The 18,669-nt window shown below is 68.0% G+C and carries 16 protein-coding genes and 1 tRNA gene; 8 read left to right on the top strand and 9 right to left on the bottom strand.

The annotated features are described in order from the left end of the window. Positions 1-142 precede the first annotated feature (142 nt). Together ACYVDK_RS08805 and ACYVDK_RS08800 are read right to left on the bottom strand one after the other, a co-directional pair. Positions 143-214, bottom strand: a tRNA-Arg gene (locus tag ACYVDK_RS08805). A gap of 191 nt (positions 215-405) precedes the next feature. Beyond that, positions 406-903 (bottom strand): HNH endonuclease, encoded by a 498-nt coding sequence (locus ACYVDK_RS08800; protein WP_460520736.1) that lies wholly within the window; start codon positions 901-903, stop codon positions 406-408. Between the two features lie 387 nt (positions 904-1,290). Here ACYVDK_RS08800 and ACYVDK_RS08795 point away from each other — a divergent pair, with 387 nt between their 5' ends. Then, complete coding sequence (locus ACYVDK_RS08795; protein ID WP_460520734.1) at positions 1,291-3,477, top strand: HAD family hydrolase; 2,187 nt, start codon at positions 1,291-1,293, stop codon at positions 3,475-3,477. Between the two features lie 135 nt (positions 3,478-3,612). Here the strand turns inward: ACYVDK_RS08795 and ACYVDK_RS08790 are convergent, their stop codons facing one another. Beyond that, positions 3,613-4,326, bottom strand: coding sequence for a C40 family peptidase (locus ACYVDK_RS08790; RefSeq protein ID WP_460520732.1), 714 nt, complete (start codon positions 4,324-4,326; stop codon positions 3,613-3,615). A gap of 446 nt (positions 4,327-4,772) precedes the next feature. After that, positions 4,773-5,465: a metal-dependent transcriptional regulator gene (locus ACYVDK_RS08785; RefSeq protein ID WP_460520730.1), complete on the bottom strand. Its 693-nt coding sequence runs from the start codon at positions 5,463-5,465 to the stop codon at positions 4,773-4,775. 113 nt (positions 5,466-5,578) lie between these two features. On the opposite strand from ACYVDK_RS08785, the gene serC reads away from it, so the two are divergent. Beyond that, on the top strand, positions 5,579-6,691 hold the full coding sequence (gene serC, locus ACYVDK_RS08780; protein ID WP_460520728.1) for a PLP-dependent aminotransferase family protein: 1,113 nt from the start codon (positions 5,579-5,581) through the stop codon (positions 6,689-6,691). 48 nt (positions 6,692-6,739) lie between these two features. Further along, complete coding sequence (locus ACYVDK_RS08775; RefSeq protein WP_460520726.1) at positions 6,740-7,000, top strand: DUF2530 domain-containing protein; 261 nt, start codon at positions 6,740-6,742, stop codon at positions 6,998-7,000. Between the two features lie 77 nt (positions 7,001-7,077). On the opposite strand, the gene ACYVDK_RS08770 is transcribed toward ACYVDK_RS08775, so the two are convergent. Next, positions 7,078-7,941 carry a DUF3027 domain-containing protein gene (locus ACYVDK_RS08770; RefSeq protein ID WP_460520724.1) on the bottom strand — a complete coding sequence of 288 codons (864 nt, stop codon included), beginning with the start codon at positions 7,939-7,941 and terminating at the stop codon, positions 7,078-7,080. After that, the gene (locus ACYVDK_RS08765) at positions 7,934-8,314 is read right to left on the bottom strand and encodes a cold-shock protein (RefSeq protein WP_460520722.1); all 381 of its coding nucleotides are present in this window, start codon (positions 8,312-8,314) and stop codon (positions 7,934-7,936) included. Before ACYVDK_RS08765 ends, ACYVDK_RS08770 begins: the two co-directional genes overlap by 8 nt. 54 nt (positions 8,315-8,368) lie before the next feature. Here ACYVDK_RS08765 and ACYVDK_RS08760 point away from each other — a divergent pair, with 54 nt between their 5' ends. The 3 genes from ACYVDK_RS08760 (at position 8,369) to ACYVDK_RS08750 (ending at position 12,498) form a co-directional block, all read left to right on the top strand. Then, positions 8,369-8,644, top strand: coding sequence for a hypothetical protein (locus ACYVDK_RS08760; protein WP_460520720.1), 276 nt, complete (start codon positions 8,369-8,371; stop codon positions 8,642-8,644). Positions 8,645-8,683: 39 nt separating this feature from the next. After that, on the top strand, positions 8,684-10,714 hold the full coding sequence (locus ACYVDK_RS08755; RefSeq protein WP_460520718.1) for a helicase-associated domain-containing protein: 2,031 nt from the start codon (positions 8,684-8,686) through the stop codon (positions 10,712-10,714). Between the two features lie 143 nt (positions 10,715-10,857). Then, positions 10,858-12,498, top strand: a complete 1,641-nt coding sequence (locus ACYVDK_RS08750) for an Ercc3/Rad25/XPB family helicase (RefSeq protein WP_460520716.1) — start codon at positions 10,858-10,860, stop codon at positions 12,496-12,498. A gap of 41 nt (positions 12,499-12,539) precedes the next feature. On the opposite strand, the gene ACYVDK_RS08745 is transcribed toward ACYVDK_RS08750, so the two are convergent. From ACYVDK_RS08745 to ACYVDK_RS08735, 3 genes are all read right to left on the bottom strand, one after another. Further along, the gene (locus tag ACYVDK_RS08745) at positions 12,540-13,289 is read right to left on the bottom strand and encodes a pyrimidine reductase family protein (RefSeq protein WP_460520714.1); all 750 of its coding nucleotides are present in this window, start codon (positions 13,287-13,289) and stop codon (positions 12,540-12,542) included. A gap of 62 nt (positions 13,290-13,351) precedes the next feature. Beyond that, positions 13,352-14,269: a dihydropteroate synthase gene (gene folP, locus ACYVDK_RS08740; RefSeq protein ID WP_460520712.1), complete on the bottom strand. Its 918-nt coding sequence runs from the start codon at positions 14,267-14,269 to the stop codon at positions 13,352-13,354. After that, positions 14,266-15,501, bottom strand: coding sequence for an NAD(P)/FAD-dependent oxidoreductase (locus ACYVDK_RS08735; protein ID WP_460520710.1), 1,236 nt, complete (start codon positions 15,499-15,501; stop codon positions 14,266-14,268). The genes folP and ACYVDK_RS08735 overlap by 4 nt, the downstream gene beginning before the upstream one ends. 185 nt (positions 15,502-15,686) lie before the next feature. Here ACYVDK_RS08735 and ACYVDK_RS08730 point away from each other — a divergent pair, with 185 nt between their 5' ends. Together ACYVDK_RS08730 and ACYVDK_RS08725 are read left to right on the top strand one after the other, a co-directional pair. Further along, positions 15,687-16,379 carry a response regulator transcription factor gene (locus ACYVDK_RS08730; RefSeq protein ID WP_325454444.1) on the top strand — a complete coding sequence of 231 codons (693 nt, stop codon included), beginning with the start codon at positions 15,687-15,689 and terminating at the stop codon, positions 16,377-16,379. A gap of 411 nt (positions 16,380-16,790) precedes the next feature. Next, positions 16,791-18,578 carry a sensor histidine kinase gene (locus ACYVDK_RS08725; RefSeq protein WP_460520708.1) on the top strand — a complete coding sequence of 596 codons (1,788 nt, stop codon included), beginning with the start codon at positions 16,791-16,793 and terminating at the stop codon, positions 18,576-18,578. Positions 18,579-18,669 lie beyond the last annotated feature (91 nt).

Below are 18,669 nucleotides of genomic sequence, written 5' to 3'. Positions count from 1 at the left end.
GCGACAGGCCACTACCCCTCAGAGCCTGCCCCAAGGAGCACGAACAACGTAACGGGCAAAATGTGGGCACGGGGCCCGTCTACCTGAACCCGATACCCCGAACTTCCGCGTAATTCCGGGGTTTTCGCGACACTCACACGGGTGCCCCTGGAGGGACTCGAACCCCCAACCGTTTCCTTAGGACGGAACTGCTCTTCCATTGAGCTACAGAGGCTGGCCCGACAAGTTTAGCTGGCCCAGGGATTCGGGTGCGCAGCCGAGCGACGTTGCTCGTGTCTACCGCGCGCCACGTGCAAGGCACGGCAGCCGACCGCAGAGACTACGAGCTCGACGCTCACACTACGATCGCCGCGGCGGCACGCACAACCTGCGCGCTCGCTGCCGGAGATGTGGGCCGCGCCGCACTCACGCCGCGGGCACGAGGTACCCCTGCCACTCCGGCAACACGTGCTCCACCCCGCGAACCATCCATGCGGGGTCGTGGGGCATGCGGGGAGCGCACCTCAGCGACCAGCCCATCTCGGCCGCCGTGCGGTCGCTCTTCACGTTGTTGCAGCGCAGGCAGCAGGCGACGAGGTTGTCCCAGGCATCCGCTCCCCCGCGTGACTTCGGCAGCACGTGGTCGATGGTCGTCGCCGACTTGCCGCAATACGCGCAGCGGTGTCCGTCTCGACGCAGCACACCGCGGCGCGAGACCGGCACTGCTCGACCATGCGGCAGGTGCACATAACGGGTGAGCAGGATGACCGAGGGTCGATCGAAGACCGCGTCGACGCTCCAGACCGGATGCTCGGCATCCACCTCCACAACCGTCGCCTTGGCGCTCATCACCAGCGCCAACGCTCGCTTGAATGTCACGACGGCCAGGGGCTCATATCCCGCGTTCAGCACCAGTGTGCGCATCGACGTCCTCTCGATAGATCGGAATGGCTTTCCGTATCTCTCGCATTCGTCTGCGGTCCTCAGGCTCTGAGCATCCGGCTTCACAGGCAACAAAAAAGGCGCCGTCAGGATGACGACGCCTAGTGCTTCCACGCACAGTGGTGGTGGAAGCAGTGGTGGCTGTGATGCCGAAGGTTTCCCATTCGGGAGTGCTCCAGAGGATTGCGAACGAACATGATCAGGGCTACAGGGTAACGCAGGATGTCCGCAACGCACTTCCGTGGCGCGCCGGTCGGCCACCGGCGTTCACGTGCCCGTCGCCACTCGTGCGCACGGGCGAGACGGTGCCACGCACATCGTGACGGCACAATGAGGAATACCCAGAGGGGGTACCAGGTTGTTGGCCGCATGGACGAGATGCAGAACACGGCCGAGCGTGCCGGACACCCCGTAGCCATGCACGGTGGGCACAACGCGACCGGCCACCCCGGGCACAGCACGACGGGGCACACGGAACACGGCGAACACGCAGGCCACACGGAAAGCAGCGAAGTCGGCGGCCACACGGAACACAGCCAACACGCGGGCCACACGACGCACGGTCATGGCGGCCACAGCGGCCACGTCGCGCAGTTCCGGCGGCTGTTCTGGATCATGCTGGTCATCGCCGTTCCGGTCGTTGCCTTTTCGACGATGTTCGCCATGATCCTCGGCTACCCACTGCCGGATGCAGCTTGGGTCGGCTGGGTCTCCCCCGTTCTCGGCACCGTGATGTACGTCTGGGGCGGCAGACCGTTCCTGACCGGTGCCGCCGGCGAGCTTCGCGCGCTGAAGCCCGGCATGATGCTGCTCATCGCGCTGGCCATCACCGTCGCCTTCGTCGCGTCGTGGGGTGCAACGCTCGGACTGCTCGATCATGGGCTCGACTTCTGGTGGGAGCTGGCGCTGCTGATCGTGATCATGCTGCTCGGGCACTGGATCGAGATGCGCTCGCTCGCGCAGACCACGTCGGCCCTCGACTCCCTCGCCGCGCTCCTTCCCGATGAGGCCGAGCGCGTCGAGGAGGGCGGGACGGTCTCGGTGGCGCCGGGGGAACTGCGGGTGCACGACCTGGTGGTGATCCGACCCGGCGGCCGGGTGCCTGCCGACGGTGACATCGTCGAGGGTTCGGCGAGCATGGACGAGTCGATGATCACGGGCGAGTCCCGCACGGTGACCCGCAGCGTGGGCGACCACCTGGTCGCCGGAACCGTCGCCACCGACTCGGGGCTGCGGATGCGCGTGACCGCCGTCGGCGAGGACACGGCACTGGCAGGCATCCGGCGGCTGGTGAGCGAGGCGCAGAACTCCAGCTCGCGGGCGCAGCGCATCGCCGATGTCGCAGCAGGATGGCTGTTCTGGTTCGCACTCGGCGCCGGCATCATCACCGCCATCGCCTGGATCGCGATGGGGCAGCCCGACCAGGCGGTCGTGCGTACCATCACCGTGCTGGTGATCGCGTGCCCTCACGCGCTCGGCCTGGCGATCCCGCTCGTCGTCTCCATCGCGACCGAACGCGCTGCGCGCGGCGGCGTGCTGATCAAGGACCGTCTCGCCCTGGAGAGCATGCGCACGGTCGACACCGTGCTCTTCGACAAGACCGGCACACTCACCAAGGGTGAGCCGACCGTGTCCCGGGTGCTGACTGCGGGCGGCCGTGACGAAGACGACGTGCTGGCGCTTGCCGCGGCGGCCGAGGCCGACTCCGAGCATCCGCTGGCCCGAGCGATCGTGCGCGCCGCGCGGCAGCGCGGACTCCAAGTGCCCGCAGCCACGCACTTCCAGTCGTCGCCGGCAGTCGGAGTCTCGGCGCATGTCGGCGCAGCACGCATTCAAGTGGGCGGCCCGAATCTGCTCGAGCAGGAGCACTCGGGCGAGCTCGCCGGGGTCGACCGCTGGCGCGAGACAGGCGGCATCGTCCTGCACGTGCTCGCTGACGGCGAAGCGATCGGAGCGCTCGAGTTGCAGGACGAAGTGCGCGAGGAATCCAGGCAGGCGATCCAGGCGCTGAAAGCCAGGAACATCCACGTGGTCATGATCACCGGCGACGCGGAACAGGTCGCTCGCTCCGTCGCCTCCGATCTCGGCATCGACCGGTACTTCGCAGGAGTGCGTCCACAGGACAAGTCGGCCAAGGTGAAGGAGCTGCAGGGCGAGGGCCGCAAGGTGGCGATGGTCGGCGATGGCGTGAACGATGCACCCGCGCTCGCCCAGGCCGACGTCGGGATCGCGATCGGGGCCGGCACTGATGTCGCCATCGGCTCTGCGGGGGTCATCCTGGCCAGCGACGACCCGCGCTCCGTGCTCTCGGTCATCGAGCTGTCGCGTCGCAGCTACGCGAAGATGAAGCAGAACCTGTGGTGGGCAGCCGGATACAACCTGATCTCCGTGCCACTCGCCGCCGGCGTACTCGCTCCCATCGGGTTCGTGTTGCCGATGTCGGTCGGGGCGATCCTGATGTCACTGTCCACGATCGTCGTGGCATTGAACGCGCAACTGCTGCGCCGACTCGACCTGCGTCCGCAGATCAGCGTGGCGGCGCAGAACGCCGATTGAGCTCCACAACAGGATCGGTGTGCCACGCCTTTGTGGCACACCGATCACTGGTCGCGGAGCCCGGGCCCGAAAGTTCGCGGGGCCAGAGCACGTTTCACGTCGAGACCGCGCACGACGTCCGCGCGCCCGGTGCTCTCAGATGCCGAAACGCACGATGTAGAAGTCGTTCGTCCAGATCGGCCTGATGGAAACGGTGCGACCGACGTCGGGGGCATCGAGAATGTTGCCGTTGCCGGCGTAGAAGCCGTCGTGTGCGCCGCCCAGCATGATGACGACATCACCGGGCTGTGCATCCGCCAGCGAGATGCGGGTTCCCATCGCGCCCTGCGCCGACGCCGAGTGCGGCAGCGAGATTCCGAACTGCGCGTAGACGAACATGACGAAGCCGGAACAGTCGAAGCCGGCAGGCGTCGAACCGCCGTACACGTACGGTGTTCCGATGTACTGCTTCGCCACGCTGAACACCTGGGCCAGGCTGAAGTTCGGATAGGGCGGATTCTTCAGATAGTCGGCGGCGCTCGGTCCGCTGTATGCGGCCGCGTACGCCTCCATCTGTTTCGCCGCCGCCGCACGAGCCGCTGCCGCCTTCTGGTCGGCGAGCTGCTGCACGGTGGTCGCGCTGAACGTGTCGACCGCGGTGACCGGCCCCGCGACGGCGTTGGAGACACTGACCGACTGCGAGTGGGTCTTCTTGAGCGTGTCGATCGCGCTGGTGCCGAAGGATGCCTGGTTCGACGTCTGCGGATTGAACGCATACGCGGGAATCGCGATGGTGGCCACGATGCCGCCGGCGATCGCCATGACCGCGAGGTTGGCAAGGGGCCGCAGGCGGCGCTTGCGCTTGCTCACGGGACTCGGGGCCGAACCCTTCGCGCCTGCAGCGGACTGGGCCGCGTTCTGCGGCCGCCGAATCCGGTGCGAACCCGCGTGCTCCGAGATCCTGAGGCTGCGCCGCGACACTGCAGTTTCTTGCTTCAGGGAGTCGTTCGAGTCGTTCGCCTTGCCGGTAGTACTCGGGTCGCGGTCTTCGGGAAGACCGCTCGTACCTAATGTTGCCAAGGTGTGAACCTCCGGCGCTCCGCTGGCACTAGGTAGCCACCCCGTCCGAGATCTCACGAAGAGTTCGGCTTCACAGGCTCAAGAGACGGGTTTTCGGGAGCGTCTTGAGCCGGGTCCGACGACCGGGTGCTGGCCTGTGGACTCGTACGACGATACGGGACCGTTACCTTTTTGTCACATCGTTTTCGAGGCGTTTTCATCGCCTGTGGTCCGATGCGAGCTGTGGACGGAGAGCTCTACGCCGTCACGAAAATGTGACTGGCCACCTCGCTCGGCAGCTCCAGCGCCTCCGTGTAGCCGTCGATCTGCATGGCCACGTACGATCCCGATCGCCAGAACGTGCCCGTCGATCCGGGGAAGATGCCCGCGTGGCGAAGCTGTGCCAGCAGTTCCGGTTCGAACTGCACCGGCTCGCCCAACCGCCTGATCGTGGCGTTGACCCGTTCGTCGGAGCCGGACGTGGCATCCACCAGATTCCGCACGCCGTTCAGGAACACTCTGTGAAGGCCGATGCCCTCGTCTTCGATGCGGGGGATCGGAGTGCCATAGGGCATCTCGGTGGGATGCCCGAGGATGTCGAGGATCTTGTGCTCGACCTGCTCGCTCATCACGTGCTCCCAGCGGCACGCCTCCTCGTGCACGTACTCCCACTCCAGCCCGATCACATCCGACAGCAACCGCTCCGCAAGGCGGTGCTTGCGCATGACGTGGACGGCCCGGCGTCGCCCCTCAGGAGTCAGCTCGAGATGCCGATCACCGGAGACGATGACGAGTCCGTCACGCTCCATGCGGGCCACGGTCTGCGACACAGTGGGGCCCGAGTGACCGAGACGCTCCGAGATGCGCGCACGCAGCGGCACGATGTTCTCCTCCTCGAGGTCGAGGATCGTGCGCAGATACATCTCGGTGGTGTCGACGAGGTCGGTCATCGCTTCCCCTTGTGGTTCATTCAGCCGGCAGCCGAAGGCGCCGTTTCCAGCCTACCGGCGCGCTCAGGCGGCACCGACGCCGCCGCAGCCGGCACCGCCCTAAAATGAACGCCATGCCTGCGATCGCGATTCCCGAGTCCCTTCTGCCCGCGGACGGCCGGTTCGGCAGCGGCCCCTCCAGGGTGCGCCCGGCTCAGGTCGACGCACTGGTCGCAGCACAGTCCACGCTGCTCGGAACATCACACAGGCAGGCTCCGGTACGCGGACTCGTCGGCCGCGTACGCGAGGCGCTCGACACCCTGTTCCGTGCTCCGGACGGCTACGAGGTGATCATCGGCAACGGCGGATCGACGGCGTTCTGGGACGCCGCCGCGTTCGGATTGATCGAGAACCGCTCCGAAAACCTCGTCTACGGCGAATTCAGCCAGAAGTTCGCGAAGGCGGCATCGGCTCCTTGGCTGCAGAAACCGCACGTCGTCGAGGCACCCGTCGGCTCGCGCAGCACACCGGAGCCGGTCGAGGGAGTGGATGTCTACGCCTGGCCGCACAACGAGACCTCCACCGGCGTGATGGCACCGGTGCGCCGCGTGCACGGCGACAGCGGTGCGTTGACGGTCATCGACGCGACAAGCGCGGCGGGTGGCGTCGACTTCGATGCATCCGAAGCGGATGTCTACTACTTCGCCCCGCAGAAGAACTTCGCGTCCGACGGCGGGCTCTGGCTCGCGCTGTTCTCGCCGGCCGCACTGGAGCGCGTGGAGCGCGTGGCGGCATCCGACCGCTACATCCCGGACTTCCTCAGTTTGAAGCAGGCCGTCGACAACTCGCGGCTCAACCAGACCCTGAACACCCCCGCGCTGGCGACGCTCATCATGCTCGAGGCGCAGGTGAACTGGATGAACGACAACGGCGGTCTGCAGTGGGCGGCCGCCCGCACGGCGGAGTCGTCCGGCGCGCTGTACGAGTGGGCGGAGTCGGTCACGTACGCCCAACCCTTCGTCGCGAATCCGGAGCACCGCTCGCAGGTCGTGGTCACGATCGACTTCGACGACGTGGATGCCGCGCGGATCGCCTCGGTGCTGCGCGAGAACGGCGTCGTCGACACGGAGCCGTACCGCAAGCTCGGTCGCAACCAACTGCGTGTGGCGACATTCGCAGCCGTCGACCCGGAAGACGTGCGGCAGCTCATCCGTTGCATCGAGTACGTCGTGGAGCACATCGGCTGACGCTTCGCCGTGTGCGAAGGCTGAGCCGGAAAGGGGGTGGTCGGCGCGATGCGACTGTGGCTGAAAGACAGCGAGCGGCTGCCCGATCCGCCGCCGATGAAGACGGACGACCGCGCCGCGCTCGGCGTCGGCACCGGGCTCTGGGTGATCGCCGCCATCGTCGCGGCGGTGTTCGCCGGCCCGTTGGCGGCATCCGGGCACGGGTGGGTGCCGGCGACCACGTTCGTCGGTGTCGCACTCGGCCTCATCGGGCTCGTCTACGCGCAGGTCTCCAGGATGCGTGCAAGGCGCAGAGTCGACCGCGACTGACCGCTCGCGCCGTCGCAGATTGCGGGTGCGCTCGTGCGGCACCCGCAATCTGCGACTGCGGAAGAAGGCGGCTGTTGCTACGAAGGGTCGCCGCTGCCACTCACGTCGTCATCGCCGTCCGTGAGGCTGGGAGCGTCTCCGACCTCCGCTGCCTCGTCGTCCTCCAGCGACGCGGCTTCGGCCCCGGCGATGTCATCGGCCTCCACGTCGACGTCGTCAGTGTCGTCTTCGTCGTCGTCCGTGTCGTCGTCGTCCGTGTCGGCATCGTCGTCTTCGTCGGCACTGTCGTCGGTATCGACCTCGTCGTGGAGGTCGATGTCGATGCCGTCGATGTCGTCGTCCTCGTCGAGATCACCCTCGTCGTCGAGATCGTCCTCGTCCTCGTCCTCGTCCTCGAGATCGTCGTCGGACGCCGACTCGGCGCCGGATGTCTCACCCTCGCCGACACCGGCAGCCCGCGCGGCCTCCTGGGCGGCCTGGTACTCCGCGAGACGCTCCGACCACGGCACCCAGTCCGGAGCGAGCAGCGCCTGCTCGCCAGGAAGCAGTTCGGTCTCCAGCACGACGGGCTCGGCGTCAGCATCGACCCGTGCGAGCGAGACCGTCCAACGCCAGCCTGGATACCCGAGCATCGTGCACTCGAACAGCAGGGAGAGCACGTGCTCACCCTCGACGACGTGGCCCACGACCGGTCCGATCGTGGCCTCCGGCGTGATCTCCAGCAGCGCGGTCCTGGCGAGGTCGTGCGCCGCGAGCAGGCGCTCATCGGCGGCCCGGGGCTCGCCGACCGCGTCCTCAGCAGTGTCTTCGGCTGAGCGCTCCGCACCCTCGGCAGACTGCTCCGCGGTGACCTCCGCCGCAGCGCGCCCGGCAGGCTGCTCGGCGGCGTCCTCCGCCGCGGTCTCGGTAGCGACGGCCTCGTCTTCGCGCTGCTCAGGCATCCAGATCGTCCGCCACACGCCGCAGCACAGCGGCGATCTTGCGGCCGTGTTCGGTATCCGGGTAACGCCCGCGCTTGAGCCCCGCCCCGATTCCGTCGAGCAGCTTCACGAGGTCTTCGACGATCACCGCCATGTCGTCAGCGGACTTTCGATTCATCTTCGACAGGCTCGGTGCACGCTCGATCACGCGCACCGACAGCGCCTGCGCACCGCGCTTGCCGTCGGCGACACCGAACTCGAGCCGCGTGCCCGCCTTCACGACCGCACCCTCGGGCAGGGCGGACGCGTGAAGAAAGACCTCGCCACCGCCGTCTTGGGCGATGAACCCGAAGCCCTTCTCCTCGTCGTAGAACTTGACCTTGCCGGTCGGCATGGGAGACCTCTTTCGGGGGAACGTTGCTCGTGCAACGTCAATTATCCTTGATTCGTGACCGACGAGACGCCCCGCCCCGTATCGCGCATGCAACGCATGCTGGCGTTCATCGCGGCCGGACTGGTCATTCTCTCGATCGTCTGCTTCTTCGTGCTGATCATCGGCACCTGGCTGGGTGCAGGCCCTGCCCAGGCTTCGGGCAGAGGAATCTGGCCCACGGTCGAGCTGCTGCCTCTTGCCGCGCTGCCGATCGCGTTCGTGCTGATCATCGTGCTGCTCGTGGTCAGTTTGTTCGGGCGTAGCAGGCAGAACCGGAAGGCGAGCCGGTAACGGCCGCGGGAGTGTGCGCGTGACGAGTCCCGAGTCCATATGACCAGCACGCTGTCGCTGGCCGAACGACTCGGCGGACTCGACGATCGGAGCCTTCACGACCTCATCGACGGTCGCGGGCTCACCCGATCGCGCATCGAGGACTTCTTCGACCTGGCCGACGCACTGCTCGAGCCGCCTTCGGTGCAACACGCCCTCGCACCGTTGCCGCGGCCGGTGCTTGCGGCTCTCGCAGCCCTGGCCGAGCAAGGCGGTGCGGCGACGGCCGGGCAGGCAGCAGAGTGCCTTCGGGTATGGGGGGCGACGGATGCCTCGGCCTCCTCCGTGCGCCACGACCTGGATGCACTGGTGGGGGCATTCCTCGCGGAGCGCGTCGCCGACTCCGGCGACAACACAGACCGTGCCGGTCCTTCCGGCCCTGCCGGTCCTTCCGGCCCTGCCGACCCCTCCGACCGCACCGTCCCCTCCGACCGCACCGTCCCCTCCGACCGCACCGTCCCCTCCGACCACCCCGACCCGGACGATCCCGACGACGCCGCGGCCGACGACCCCGAAGCCGTCATCGCGCTCTACCCCGGCGTGGCGGCCCGCTTCACAGCGTGGGGCGACGGCGACGGGACTCCGGGACGCAAGCTGGCGGCATCCGGCAAGCCCGCGGCGCTCGCGAGCGTTCCCGATGTGGACCGTCGTTTCGTGGACCGACTCGCCGCCGAGCGGGCTTTCGTCGCCGCGGGCGCCGTCGCAGAGTTCGTGTACGAACTGGAGCGCGAACCCGCACGGGAGTTGCAGAAGGGCGGACTCGCCCTTCCTGACACGCGCCGCATCGCGTCGGCCCTCGGAATCGAAGCCGACGATGTGGCGACCGTGCGCTGGCTCGCTGACGGCTCCGGACTCGTCACCCGGGAGGGAGCCGTGTGGTTGCCGACCGACGCCGCCGAAGCCTGGGCGGCGCTCTCCACTCCGGAGCGCTGGGCGCGGCTCGCTGCAACGTGGCTGGACTCGGTGCCGGCAGACATCCGTCCGCTCATGGTCGAGCGGGCGCATGCCGCGTGGGGCGACGCCCTGCGCGGCTATGCCAGGTGGCGTTATCCCGCGGCGGACTCCACGCTCGATCGTCGGGTGAACGAGGTCGAAGCGCACGCCGAGTTCCTCGGCATCACCGCGAGCACTGCGCCGAGCACAGCAGGCATCACGTTGCTGCAAAGCGGAGCGGATGCCGCTGCCGACGTTCTGCGCGCCACGTTCCCCGCCGAGGTGGACCACGTGTACGTGCAGCACGACCTCTCCATCGTGGCGCCCGGTCCCCTCCTCCCTTCGCTGGATGCCCGTCTGCGCACGCTGGCCGACGCGGAGGGAGCTGGACTGGCGGCGAGCTTCCGGGTGTCGCCTTCATCGCTGCATCGGGCGATCGCCGCGGGAGAGACCGCGCAGTCGTTGCGCGAGTTCATCGGCTCCATATCGCTGACAGGACTGCCGCAGCCCGTCGCCTACCTGATCGACGAAGCCGCCTCCCGCTACGGACGTGTGCGCGTGCGGGCAGCCGACCCTTCGTCCGGAACGGGCTCGGTCGTGCACTCCGGCGACCACGAGCTGCTGAACACGATCGCGGTCGATCAATCACTGGCCGCGCTCGGCCTGCGACCGGTGTCCGACGGCGAGCTCGCCTCGCGATTCCCGATCGATGTCGCCTACTGGGCGCTCGCCGACGCGCACTATCCGGTGGTGGCAGAGGGCTCCGACGGGCGTCAGGTTCGAGTGCGACGCAGGCTCGGGCATCCGGAACCACGTGAGTCGACCGACACAGCCCAGATCGTGGTGCAGCGGTTGCGATCAGCAGATCGCACCGACGGCCATGGCGGGGCGGAGGCGTGGCTGAACCGCCAGCTCGAGTCGGCTGTGCGCTCGCGCACGATCGTGACCGTCACCGTCGCGCTGCCCGACGGGCGGGAATTGGAGTTCACGCTCGAGCCCACCGGGCTCGGCGGTGGGCGCCTCCGCGGCCGCGACCGCGCCAGCGACATCGAGCGAACCCTGCCGGTGGCGAGCATCAGGTCAGTGCGCACGTCGTGAGAGTGCCGCCGGTCATGCGCCCATCCGCGGGTTGAGCTCCCCCTCCCCCGCGGGGCCGAACGGCCACCTCGCGGGTCGTGTTCCACCCGCGGCGGGTGCGCACTTCAGCGGGGGCAGGGCAGGCGAGCATAGACTCGTCTGCTATGTCTGACGGACCCCTGATCGTGCAGAGCGACCGCACAGTGCTGCTCGAGGTGGCGCACCCCGAGGCGGAGGATGCCCGCCACGACCTCGCCGTCTTCGCGGAACTCGAGCGCGCCCCGGAGCACATCCACACGTATCGCATCACACGGCTGGGGCTGTGGAACGCGCGTGCCGCCGGGCATCAGGCATCCGACATGCTGGCCACACTCGAGAGGTACTCGAAGTTCGCGATCCCGCAGACCGTCGCCGTGGACATCCGGGAGACGGTCGCCAGGTACGGACGGCTCGTGATCGAACGCGACGACGACGGCATTCTCGTGCTGCGCAGCTCGGATCCGGCCGTGCTGCGTGAGGTCTCGGGCGCCAAGCGCGTGTCGCCTCTGCTGGGCGAGCAGCGCGACGACGGCGCCTTCGTGGTCGCGGCGTGGGCGAGGGGCCACCTCAAGCAGGAGCTGGTCAAGCTCGGCTGGCCCGCCGAAGACCTCGCGGGCTACACCCCGGGTACTCCGCACGAGATCGCGCTGGATGAGACGAACTGGCACCTCCGCGACTACCAGACGAAGGCGGTCGAGAACTTCTTCGACGGCGGGTCCGGCGTGGTCGTGCTGCCGTGCGGTGCGGGCAAGACGCTGGTCGGCGCTGGAGCGATGGCCACGGCGAAGACGACGACGCTGATCCTCGTCACGAACACGGTGTCGGCGCGGCAGTGGCGCGACGAACTGCTGCGGCGCACGAGCCTCACCGAAGAAGAGATAGGCGAGTACTCGGGCCAGGTCAAGCAGATCAGGCCCGTCACCATCGCGACCTATCAGATCCTCACCGCGAAGCGAAAGGGCCAGTACGCGCACCTCAGCCTGCTCGACGCGCTCGACTGGGGTCTGATCGTCTACGACGAGGTGCACCTGCTGCCGGCTCCCGTGTTCAAACTGACCGCCGAGCTGCAGGCTCGGCGCAGGCTCGGACTCACTGCCACACTGGTGCGCGAAGACGGACGCGAGGGCGACGTCTTCTCGCTCATCGGCCCCAAGCGGTTCGACGCGCCCTGGAAGGAGATCGAGTCGCAGGGCTTCATCTCCCCCGCAGCCTGCTACGAGGTGCGCATCGACCTGCCGGCATCCGAGCGCCTCTCCTACGCCGCGGCGGCCGACGACGAACGCTATCGGCTGGCGGCGACGGCTCCCGCGAAGCTCGACGTGGTGCGCACCCTCGTGACGAGGCACGCAGGTGAGCGCATCCTCGTGATCGGTCAGTACCTCGACCAGATCGACGAGCTGGCGGATGCCCTGAACGCACCGCAGCTCACCGGTGCGACCCCCGTGGACGAGCGCGAGCGCCTCTACCAGGAGTTCCGAGAGGGGACGACGCCGGTGCTCGTGGTGAGCAAGGTGGCGAACTTCTCGGTGGACCTGCCGGAGGCGACCGTCGCCATCCAGGTGAGCGGATCCTATGGCTCGCGGCAGGAGGAGGCACAGCGCCTCGGAAGGCTGCTGCGCCCGAAGGAATCCGGACTCTCCGCGAACTTCTACACCCTCGTCGCCCGCGACACCGTCGACCAGGACTTCGCACAGAACCGCCAGCGCTTCCTCGCCGAGCAGGGCTACAGCTACACCATCGTGGACTCCGCCGACCTGGCCGCTTGACCGCCACTGCCTGTTCGCAACTCCTGCAGGTCGGCGGCGGCTCAGGCCAAGTACCGCAGCAGAAGCGTGTCACCGGAGCGCAGCACCTGGGCCAGGCGCATGTCCAGCGGCGGCTGCGGCGCCCCTTGGATGATGCGCTTGCCGAGACCGCCCTCCAGTACTGGACCGATCGTGAGGCACAACTCGTTCAGCGTGCGCTCGGCGGCGAACGCACCGAACAGATGCGGCCCTCCCTCGCAGTGCACCCGTTTCAGGCCGCGTTCCGCGAGCATACGGAGCGCTGAAGCGGTGTCGACGGATGCCCCACCGCACACGATCACGTCGGCCACCTTCGCAAGCGCCTCCCTCCGTGCCTCGGGTACGGCCGCCCCGGTGAGCACGATCGGCCGCACCGGAGCCTGCGTGAACACATCGCTCGCCGGATCCAGGCCGAGATCCCCGGAGACGATGGCCAGCGTCGGCTGCGGCGCGAACCCGTGGGATGCCCGCCACGCCTCCGACGCGTCATCCACCCGCATTCCGCCGTACCCCTCGACTCGCACAGTGCCCGCACCCACGAGCACCACGTCGCACACTCGACGAAGGAGGGCGAAGACGCGCTTGTCGGAGGCGTCCGAGAGCCCGCCGGAACGGCCGGACAGGGTCGCGGAGCCGTCGATGGACGAAACGAAGTTGACCCGCACCCAGCGATCCGCGACGTCCGCTTCGTAGCCGGCGATGAGGGCGTCGTCGCCCAGATCGCATGCCTGTTCCGGCCACAGCGAGTCGATCGCCGCTCCGTCATCGCTCATCGTCTTGTCCCTTCGTCACCCCTCGCCATGAATCCACCACGTAGCCGTCGTACGCCACGCGATCACTTCTCGTCGGGGTCCTCGTTGACCTCGCCCATGTTGTGCTTCAGGTACACCGGTTCGCGCAGGCCCAGGATCGCCTCGGTCATGCGCACAGCCGCGACGGACTCACGCACGTTGTGCATGCGCACCACCCGCGCGCCCTGAGCGATGCAGAACACGGCGGCGGCCAGCGATCCCTCCAGCCGGTCGGCTCGATCCACGTCGAGCGTCTCACCGATGAAGTCCTTGTTCGACACTGCGGCGAGCGCGGGCAGTCCGAGCCCCGCGATCTCCTCGAACCGGCGGGTCAGTTCCAGGGTGTGCAGGGTGTTCTTGTTCAGGTCGTGCCCCGGATCGATCACGATGCGCGATTCGGGAACGCCGAGCGCCACGGCCAGTTCGACACGGTCGGTCAGAAACGCCGCGACCTCCTTCACCACGTCGCCGTACTGCGGGCGCGGGTACACCGTGCGCGGCTCGGCGAGGCTGTGCGTGATCACGAGCGTCGCATCGCTGTCGGCCACCACCTCGGCGAGCCCGTGGTCGTGGATGCCCGTGGTGTCGTTGATCACGTCCGCTCCGGCGACGATCGCGTGCCGCGCCACCTCCGGCTCGAACGTGTCCACCGAGACGACCACGTCGGACTCCCGCCGCAGTGCCTCGATGACCGGAACGACCCGTGCGATCTCCTCCTCGACGGGCAGCGCCGGCCCCGGCTTGAACGGCACGCCGCCGATGTCGATCCAGTCCGCCCCGTGCTCGACGGCTGTCAGGCACGCGCGCACGGCGGCATCCAGAGCGAAGGTCGCTCCGCGATCGTAGAAGGAGTCGGGCGTGCGGTTCACGACCGCCATCACCGCCACCCGCTGAGAGAAGTCGAAGGTGTGGGCGCCGATCCTGCGAACGGGGTCACGCAGCGGCGGCAGGTACACGCTCACGCGTCGGCCACGAGTTCGTTCAGCGGAACGCTCGGGTCGGCCAGCCGTGCCTCGTCCACCGGTCGTGCGCCGCGGATCAGCGCTTGAACCTGCTCGTTGACGTCCCACACGTTCACGTTCATGCCGGCCACGACGCGGCCATGAGGCGTCACCCAGAACGCCACGAACTCGCGACCCTGCACGTCACCGCGACAGACGACTCGGGCGCCGTCCATCAGCGGCCGATAGCCGGAGTACTCCATTCCGAGGTCGAACTGGTCCGTGTAGAAGTACGGGATGTCGTCGTACTCGACATCGCGATCCAGCATGTTGAGCGCGCCTGTGCGACCAGTACCGATCGCGTTCGCCCAGTGCTCGCTGCGCATCCGCTGCCCGATCACCGGGTGGAACGGGTCGGCCGCATCTCCTGCGGCGAACACGCCGTCGACGCCCGTGCGCATTCCCGCGTCGACCAGTACCCCGTTGCCCACCTCGAGCCCTGCATCCTCGGCGATGCCGACGAGCGGAGTCGCCCCTACGCCCACGACCACGATGTCGGCGTCGACCTCGCCGCCCTCGTACCGCACGCCGGCCACCCGGCCGTCCACCACGCGGAACCCCAGCACCGCGGCTCCGCGTACGAGCCGTACTCCGTGGTCGAGATGAAGCCGTGCGAACACCTCGCCCAGCTCGTCCCCGAGCGCCGCCGACAGCGGCACCTGTGCGTGCGACACGACGGTCACCTCGTTGCCGAAGCCTCTGAGCGTGGCTGCGACCTCCATGCCGATCCATCCGGAGCCGACCACGACGACTCGCCTGTCGCCATCGGCGGTTGCCTCGCGGATGCCTCGGGAATCCTCGATCGTTCGCAGGTAGTGGATGCCGTCAGCGTCGGCTCCCGGCACCTGCAGTCGTTTCGGCGCCGCCCCGGTGGCGATCAGCAGGCGGTCGAACGGAACACGCTCACCACCATTCAGAACGACCGAACGCTCCCGGAGGTCTAGTGCGTCGGCGTGCCGCCCGGCGCGCAGGTCGACGTCGCGCTCGCGCCACCAGGCGTCCGGTCGCACCCACAGCTCCGACTCGTCGAGTTCGGCGAGATAGCCCTTCGAAAGCGGCGGGCGGATGTACGGCGCGTGCTCTTCGGCTGCGATGAGCGTCAGTCGGCCGTCGTACCCCTCCTCGCGCAGCGTCGTGGCAGCCGTGCCTGCGGCGAGACCGCCTCCGACGACGACGTATCCGGGTGTGGACATCGGTATCCCTTCCATCGAGGCCGCGCTGCGCCCTCCTCGATTCTTCAACAGCGGCCCCGCATTCGCCTAAGCGGCGATCATGGGCAGGGCGCTAAGGGCATCCCCGGTTCGCACACTCCGGCCGACTGGATGCCGCACGACTGACTCACAGGATGAATCCAGCCAACGCGCAGAGACTGGTGCCCATGAGCACCGGACCCCGCATTCTCATCGTCGACGACGAGCCGAACATCCGCGACCTCCTCACCACCAGCCTGCGATTCGCCGGCTTCGCCGTGCGCGCCGTCGGCAACGGGGCGCAGGCGATCAGCGCTGTGCTGGAGGAGGAGCCCGACCTCATCATCCTCGACGTCATGCTGCCCGACATGAACGGCTTCGGCGTCACCAAGCGGCTCCGCGGTGCCGGCTACACCGCGCCGATCCTGTTCCTCACGGCGAAAGACGACACCGAAGACAAGATCACCGGCCTCACCGTGGGCGGTGACGACTACGTCACGAAGCCGTTCAGCCTCGACGAGATCGTGGCGCGAATCAAAGCCATCCTCCGTCGCACCATGCAGGCCGACGATGACGCGATCATCCGTGCCGGCGAACTCACCATGGACCAGGACACGCACGAAGTGTTCGTGGGCGACACGGCTATCGAGCTGTCCCCCACCGAGTTCAAACTGCTGCGCTACCTCATGCTCAACCCGAACCGGGTGCTGTCCAAGGCGCAGATTCTCGATCACGTGTGGGAGTACGACTTCAACGGGGATGCCGGCATCGTGGAGAGCTACATCTCCTACCTGCGCCGCAAGGTCGATGCGCACTCCAGCGAGCCGCTCATCCAGACCAAACGTGGCTTCGGCTACATGCTGAAGGCCGCGAAGGTCTGAGTTTGTTCTGCACGCCGGTCCCCGCCCGGCGTGCCGCTGTCGGCTGGTCGAGATGCTCGCGTTCGTCGCGGCGTACACGCCGCCGCGACCGAGAGCGTCTCACGTCACCGAAGGGGGCGCCGGTCCCCGCCCGGCGTGCCGCGGTCGACCAGCCGAGACACCCGCGTTCGTCGCGGCGTACACGCCGCCGCGACCGAGAGCGTCTCACGTCACCGAAGGGGGCGCCGGTCCCCGCCCGGCGCGCCGCGGTCGACCAGCCGAGACACCCGCGTTCGTCGCGGCGTACACGCCGCCGCGACCAAGAGCGTCCCCCGTCACCGAGGTGCCAGTCGCGCATGACAGCGCACCGGTGCATCCGCCCATCCAGGTACGTGCAGGGATCCCTCGCCCACAGACCTTAGGCTCAGGAACGTGAGTACCGTGATCGACCATTGGAACTCGATCTCGCTGCGCACGAAGATCACCGGCGTCACCGTCCTCGTACTCACGTTCGGGCTGCTCGTCGCCGGCCTCGGCACGATGCTGTTGTTCAAGCCTGTGCTGATCAACCTGTTCGACCAGCAGCTCGAGGCCATCGCCTCGCAGCCCGACAGCATCAACGCGATCCTTCCGAGCGATGCGAAGAAGAGCAACGGGCCGGTCATCGGGCAGAACAACACGGCCAGCTTCTACGTCGTGCTCTACGGAGCCGACGGCACCCCGCTCGACGAGAACTGGAAGACCGTGCCAGACGGCAAGAAGCCGGCGGTGCCGAGCCGGATGAGCCTCAACGAGGGTGCCGCCTGCGCGAATCAGGGCGCCGGGTGGCTGCAGAGCCGCGACGGTCTCAGCGCGTTCCGCAGCGTCTGCACTGTCGTGCAGCTCGAAGGGGCAGCGCCGACCTACGGCACCGCGATCATCGCCGTATCCACCTCGCCCCTCGACATCACTCTCGCCAGCTATCTGTCGATCTTCTTCAGCTTCGGCGTCATCGTCGTCATCATCGGCGCGTTCCTCACCCGCGCGCTGGTGACCACGACGTTCCGGCCCCTGCGCGAGGTCGAGCGAACGGCTGCGGAGATCGCCGACGGCGACTTCAGCCAGCGCCTCGGCGGTGCAACACCCAACACCGAGGTGGGCCGGCTGAATCGCTCCCTCAACACCATGCTCAATCGCATCGACCAGGCGTTCAAAGACCGGGCGCGCTCGATCGAGCAGATGCGACGGTTCGTAGGGGATGCCAGCCACGAGTTGCGCACGCCTCTGGTCTCGGTGCGTGGTTACGCGGAGCTGTACCGCATGGGCGCATTGCAGTCGCCCGAAGAAGTGGCGCAGGCGATGGAGCGCATCGAGAAGGAGGCTGTGCGCATGGGCCTCCTGGTGGAGGATCTCCTGGAGCTGGCCCGCCTCGACGAGACGAAACCGCTCACCCTCGCCGTGGTCGACCTGGTGCCGCTCGCGCACGACGCCGCTCTGGATGCCAACGCCGGCAACCCGGATCGCACGGTGTCGGTCGTGCTGTCGCTGCCACCGCTTCCGCCTCCGCCCCCTGGCCCATCGCTCCCGGAGCCGCTCGGGGAGTACGAGACGGAGACTTCCGGCGTTGAGCAGGCATCCACCGGCCAACGCACAGCGAGCGGACGGCAGCCTCGGAACGCGAATGCCCCGAGGAATACGAACGCCCCGAGAAGCCCGAACACGACAGGGCCGATCGGATTCGCCGGGGCCACGCTCGCGCGACTGCGGCGCAGGCCACGCAGGTCCGAACCGGGCCTGGAGACCGTGCCGCTGGAGCTCGGCGACATCCCCGAGCCCCCGACCGTGCGCGCGCTCGTCATGGCAGAGGAGAACAAGCTCCGGCAGGTGATCGCGAATCTGATCGGCAACGCCGTGCGGTACACGCCTGCCGGCAGCCCCCTGGAGATCGGCGTTTCGGTCGATCCGCAACACGCGGCCGCCGTGCTGTCCGTGATCGACCACGGCGAAGGCATCCCTCCGCAGATCAGGGAGAAGATCTTCCAGCGGTTCTGGCGGGCCGACACGTCGCGCACGCGCGAGACCGGCGGAAGCGGACTGGGTCTGGCGATAGTGGCCTCTATCGTGAGCGCTCACCACGGAGCCGTCGACGTGGTGGAGACGCCGGGCGGCGGCGCCACGTTCCGGGTGACGCTCCCCCTGGCCGACTCGACGAAAGCCCCGAAGCCGCTCGAGAGCGCCTGACCCCTCCCCTTCTGGCAACGGCCGTCGTCGTTTACCACTGCCCTGCTGGCAAGCACACAAGCGCTGCACCTCTCCTCTTATGGCAAGCACC

The organism is Humibacter antri, from assembly GCF_054777235.1.
The sequence above is the reverse complement of the archived record's forward strand: the minus strand, read 5'-3'. Positions and strand labels throughout refer to the sequence as shown.

Coding starts and splice junctions, on each gene's coding strand:
- ACYVDK_RS08735 (WP_460520710.1), bottom strand. CDS start 15,501: ATGTCCACACCCGGATACGTCGTCGTCGGAGGCGGTCTCGCCGCAGGC.
- ACYVDK_RS08795 (WP_460520734.1), top strand. CDS start 1,291: ATGGACGAGATGCAGAACACGGCCGAGCGTGCCGGACACCCCGTAGCC.
- ACYVDK_RS08745 (WP_460520714.1), bottom strand. CDS start 13,289: ATGAGCGATGACGGAGCGGCGATCGACTCGCTGTGGCCGGAACAGGCA.
- ACYVDK_RS08800 (WP_460520736.1), bottom strand. CDS start 903: ATGCGCACACTGGTGCTGAACGCGGGATATGAGCCCCTGGCCGTCGTG.
- ACYVDK_RS08755 (WP_460520718.1), top strand. CDS start 8,684: ATGACCAGCACGCTGTCGCTGGCCGAACGACTCGGCGGACTCGACGAT.
- ACYVDK_RS08750 (WP_460520716.1), top strand. CDS start 10,858: ATGTCTGACGGACCCCTGATCGTGCAGAGCGACCGCACAGTGCTGCTC.
- ACYVDK_RS08765 (WP_460520722.1), bottom strand. CDS start 8,314: ATGCCGACCGGCAAGGTCAAGTTCTACGACGAGGAGAAGGGCTTCGGG.
- ACYVDK_RS08730 (WP_325454444.1), top strand. CDS start 15,687: ATGAGCACCGGACCCCGCATTCTCATCGTCGACGACGAGCCGAACATC.
- ACYVDK_RS08785 (WP_460520730.1), bottom strand. CDS start 5,465: ATGACCGACCTCGTCGACACCACCGAGATGTATCTGCGCACGATCCTC.
- serC (WP_460520728.1), top strand. CDS start 5,579: ATGCCTGCGATCGCGATTCCCGAGTCCCTTCTGCCCGCGGACGGCCGG.
- ACYVDK_RS08770 (WP_460520724.1), bottom strand. CDS start 7,941: ATGCCTGAGCAGCGCGAAGACGAGGCCGTCGCTACCGAGACCGCGGCG.
- ACYVDK_RS08775 (WP_460520726.1), top strand. CDS start 6,740: ATGCGACTGTGGCTGAAAGACAGCGAGCGGCTGCCCGATCCGCCGCCG.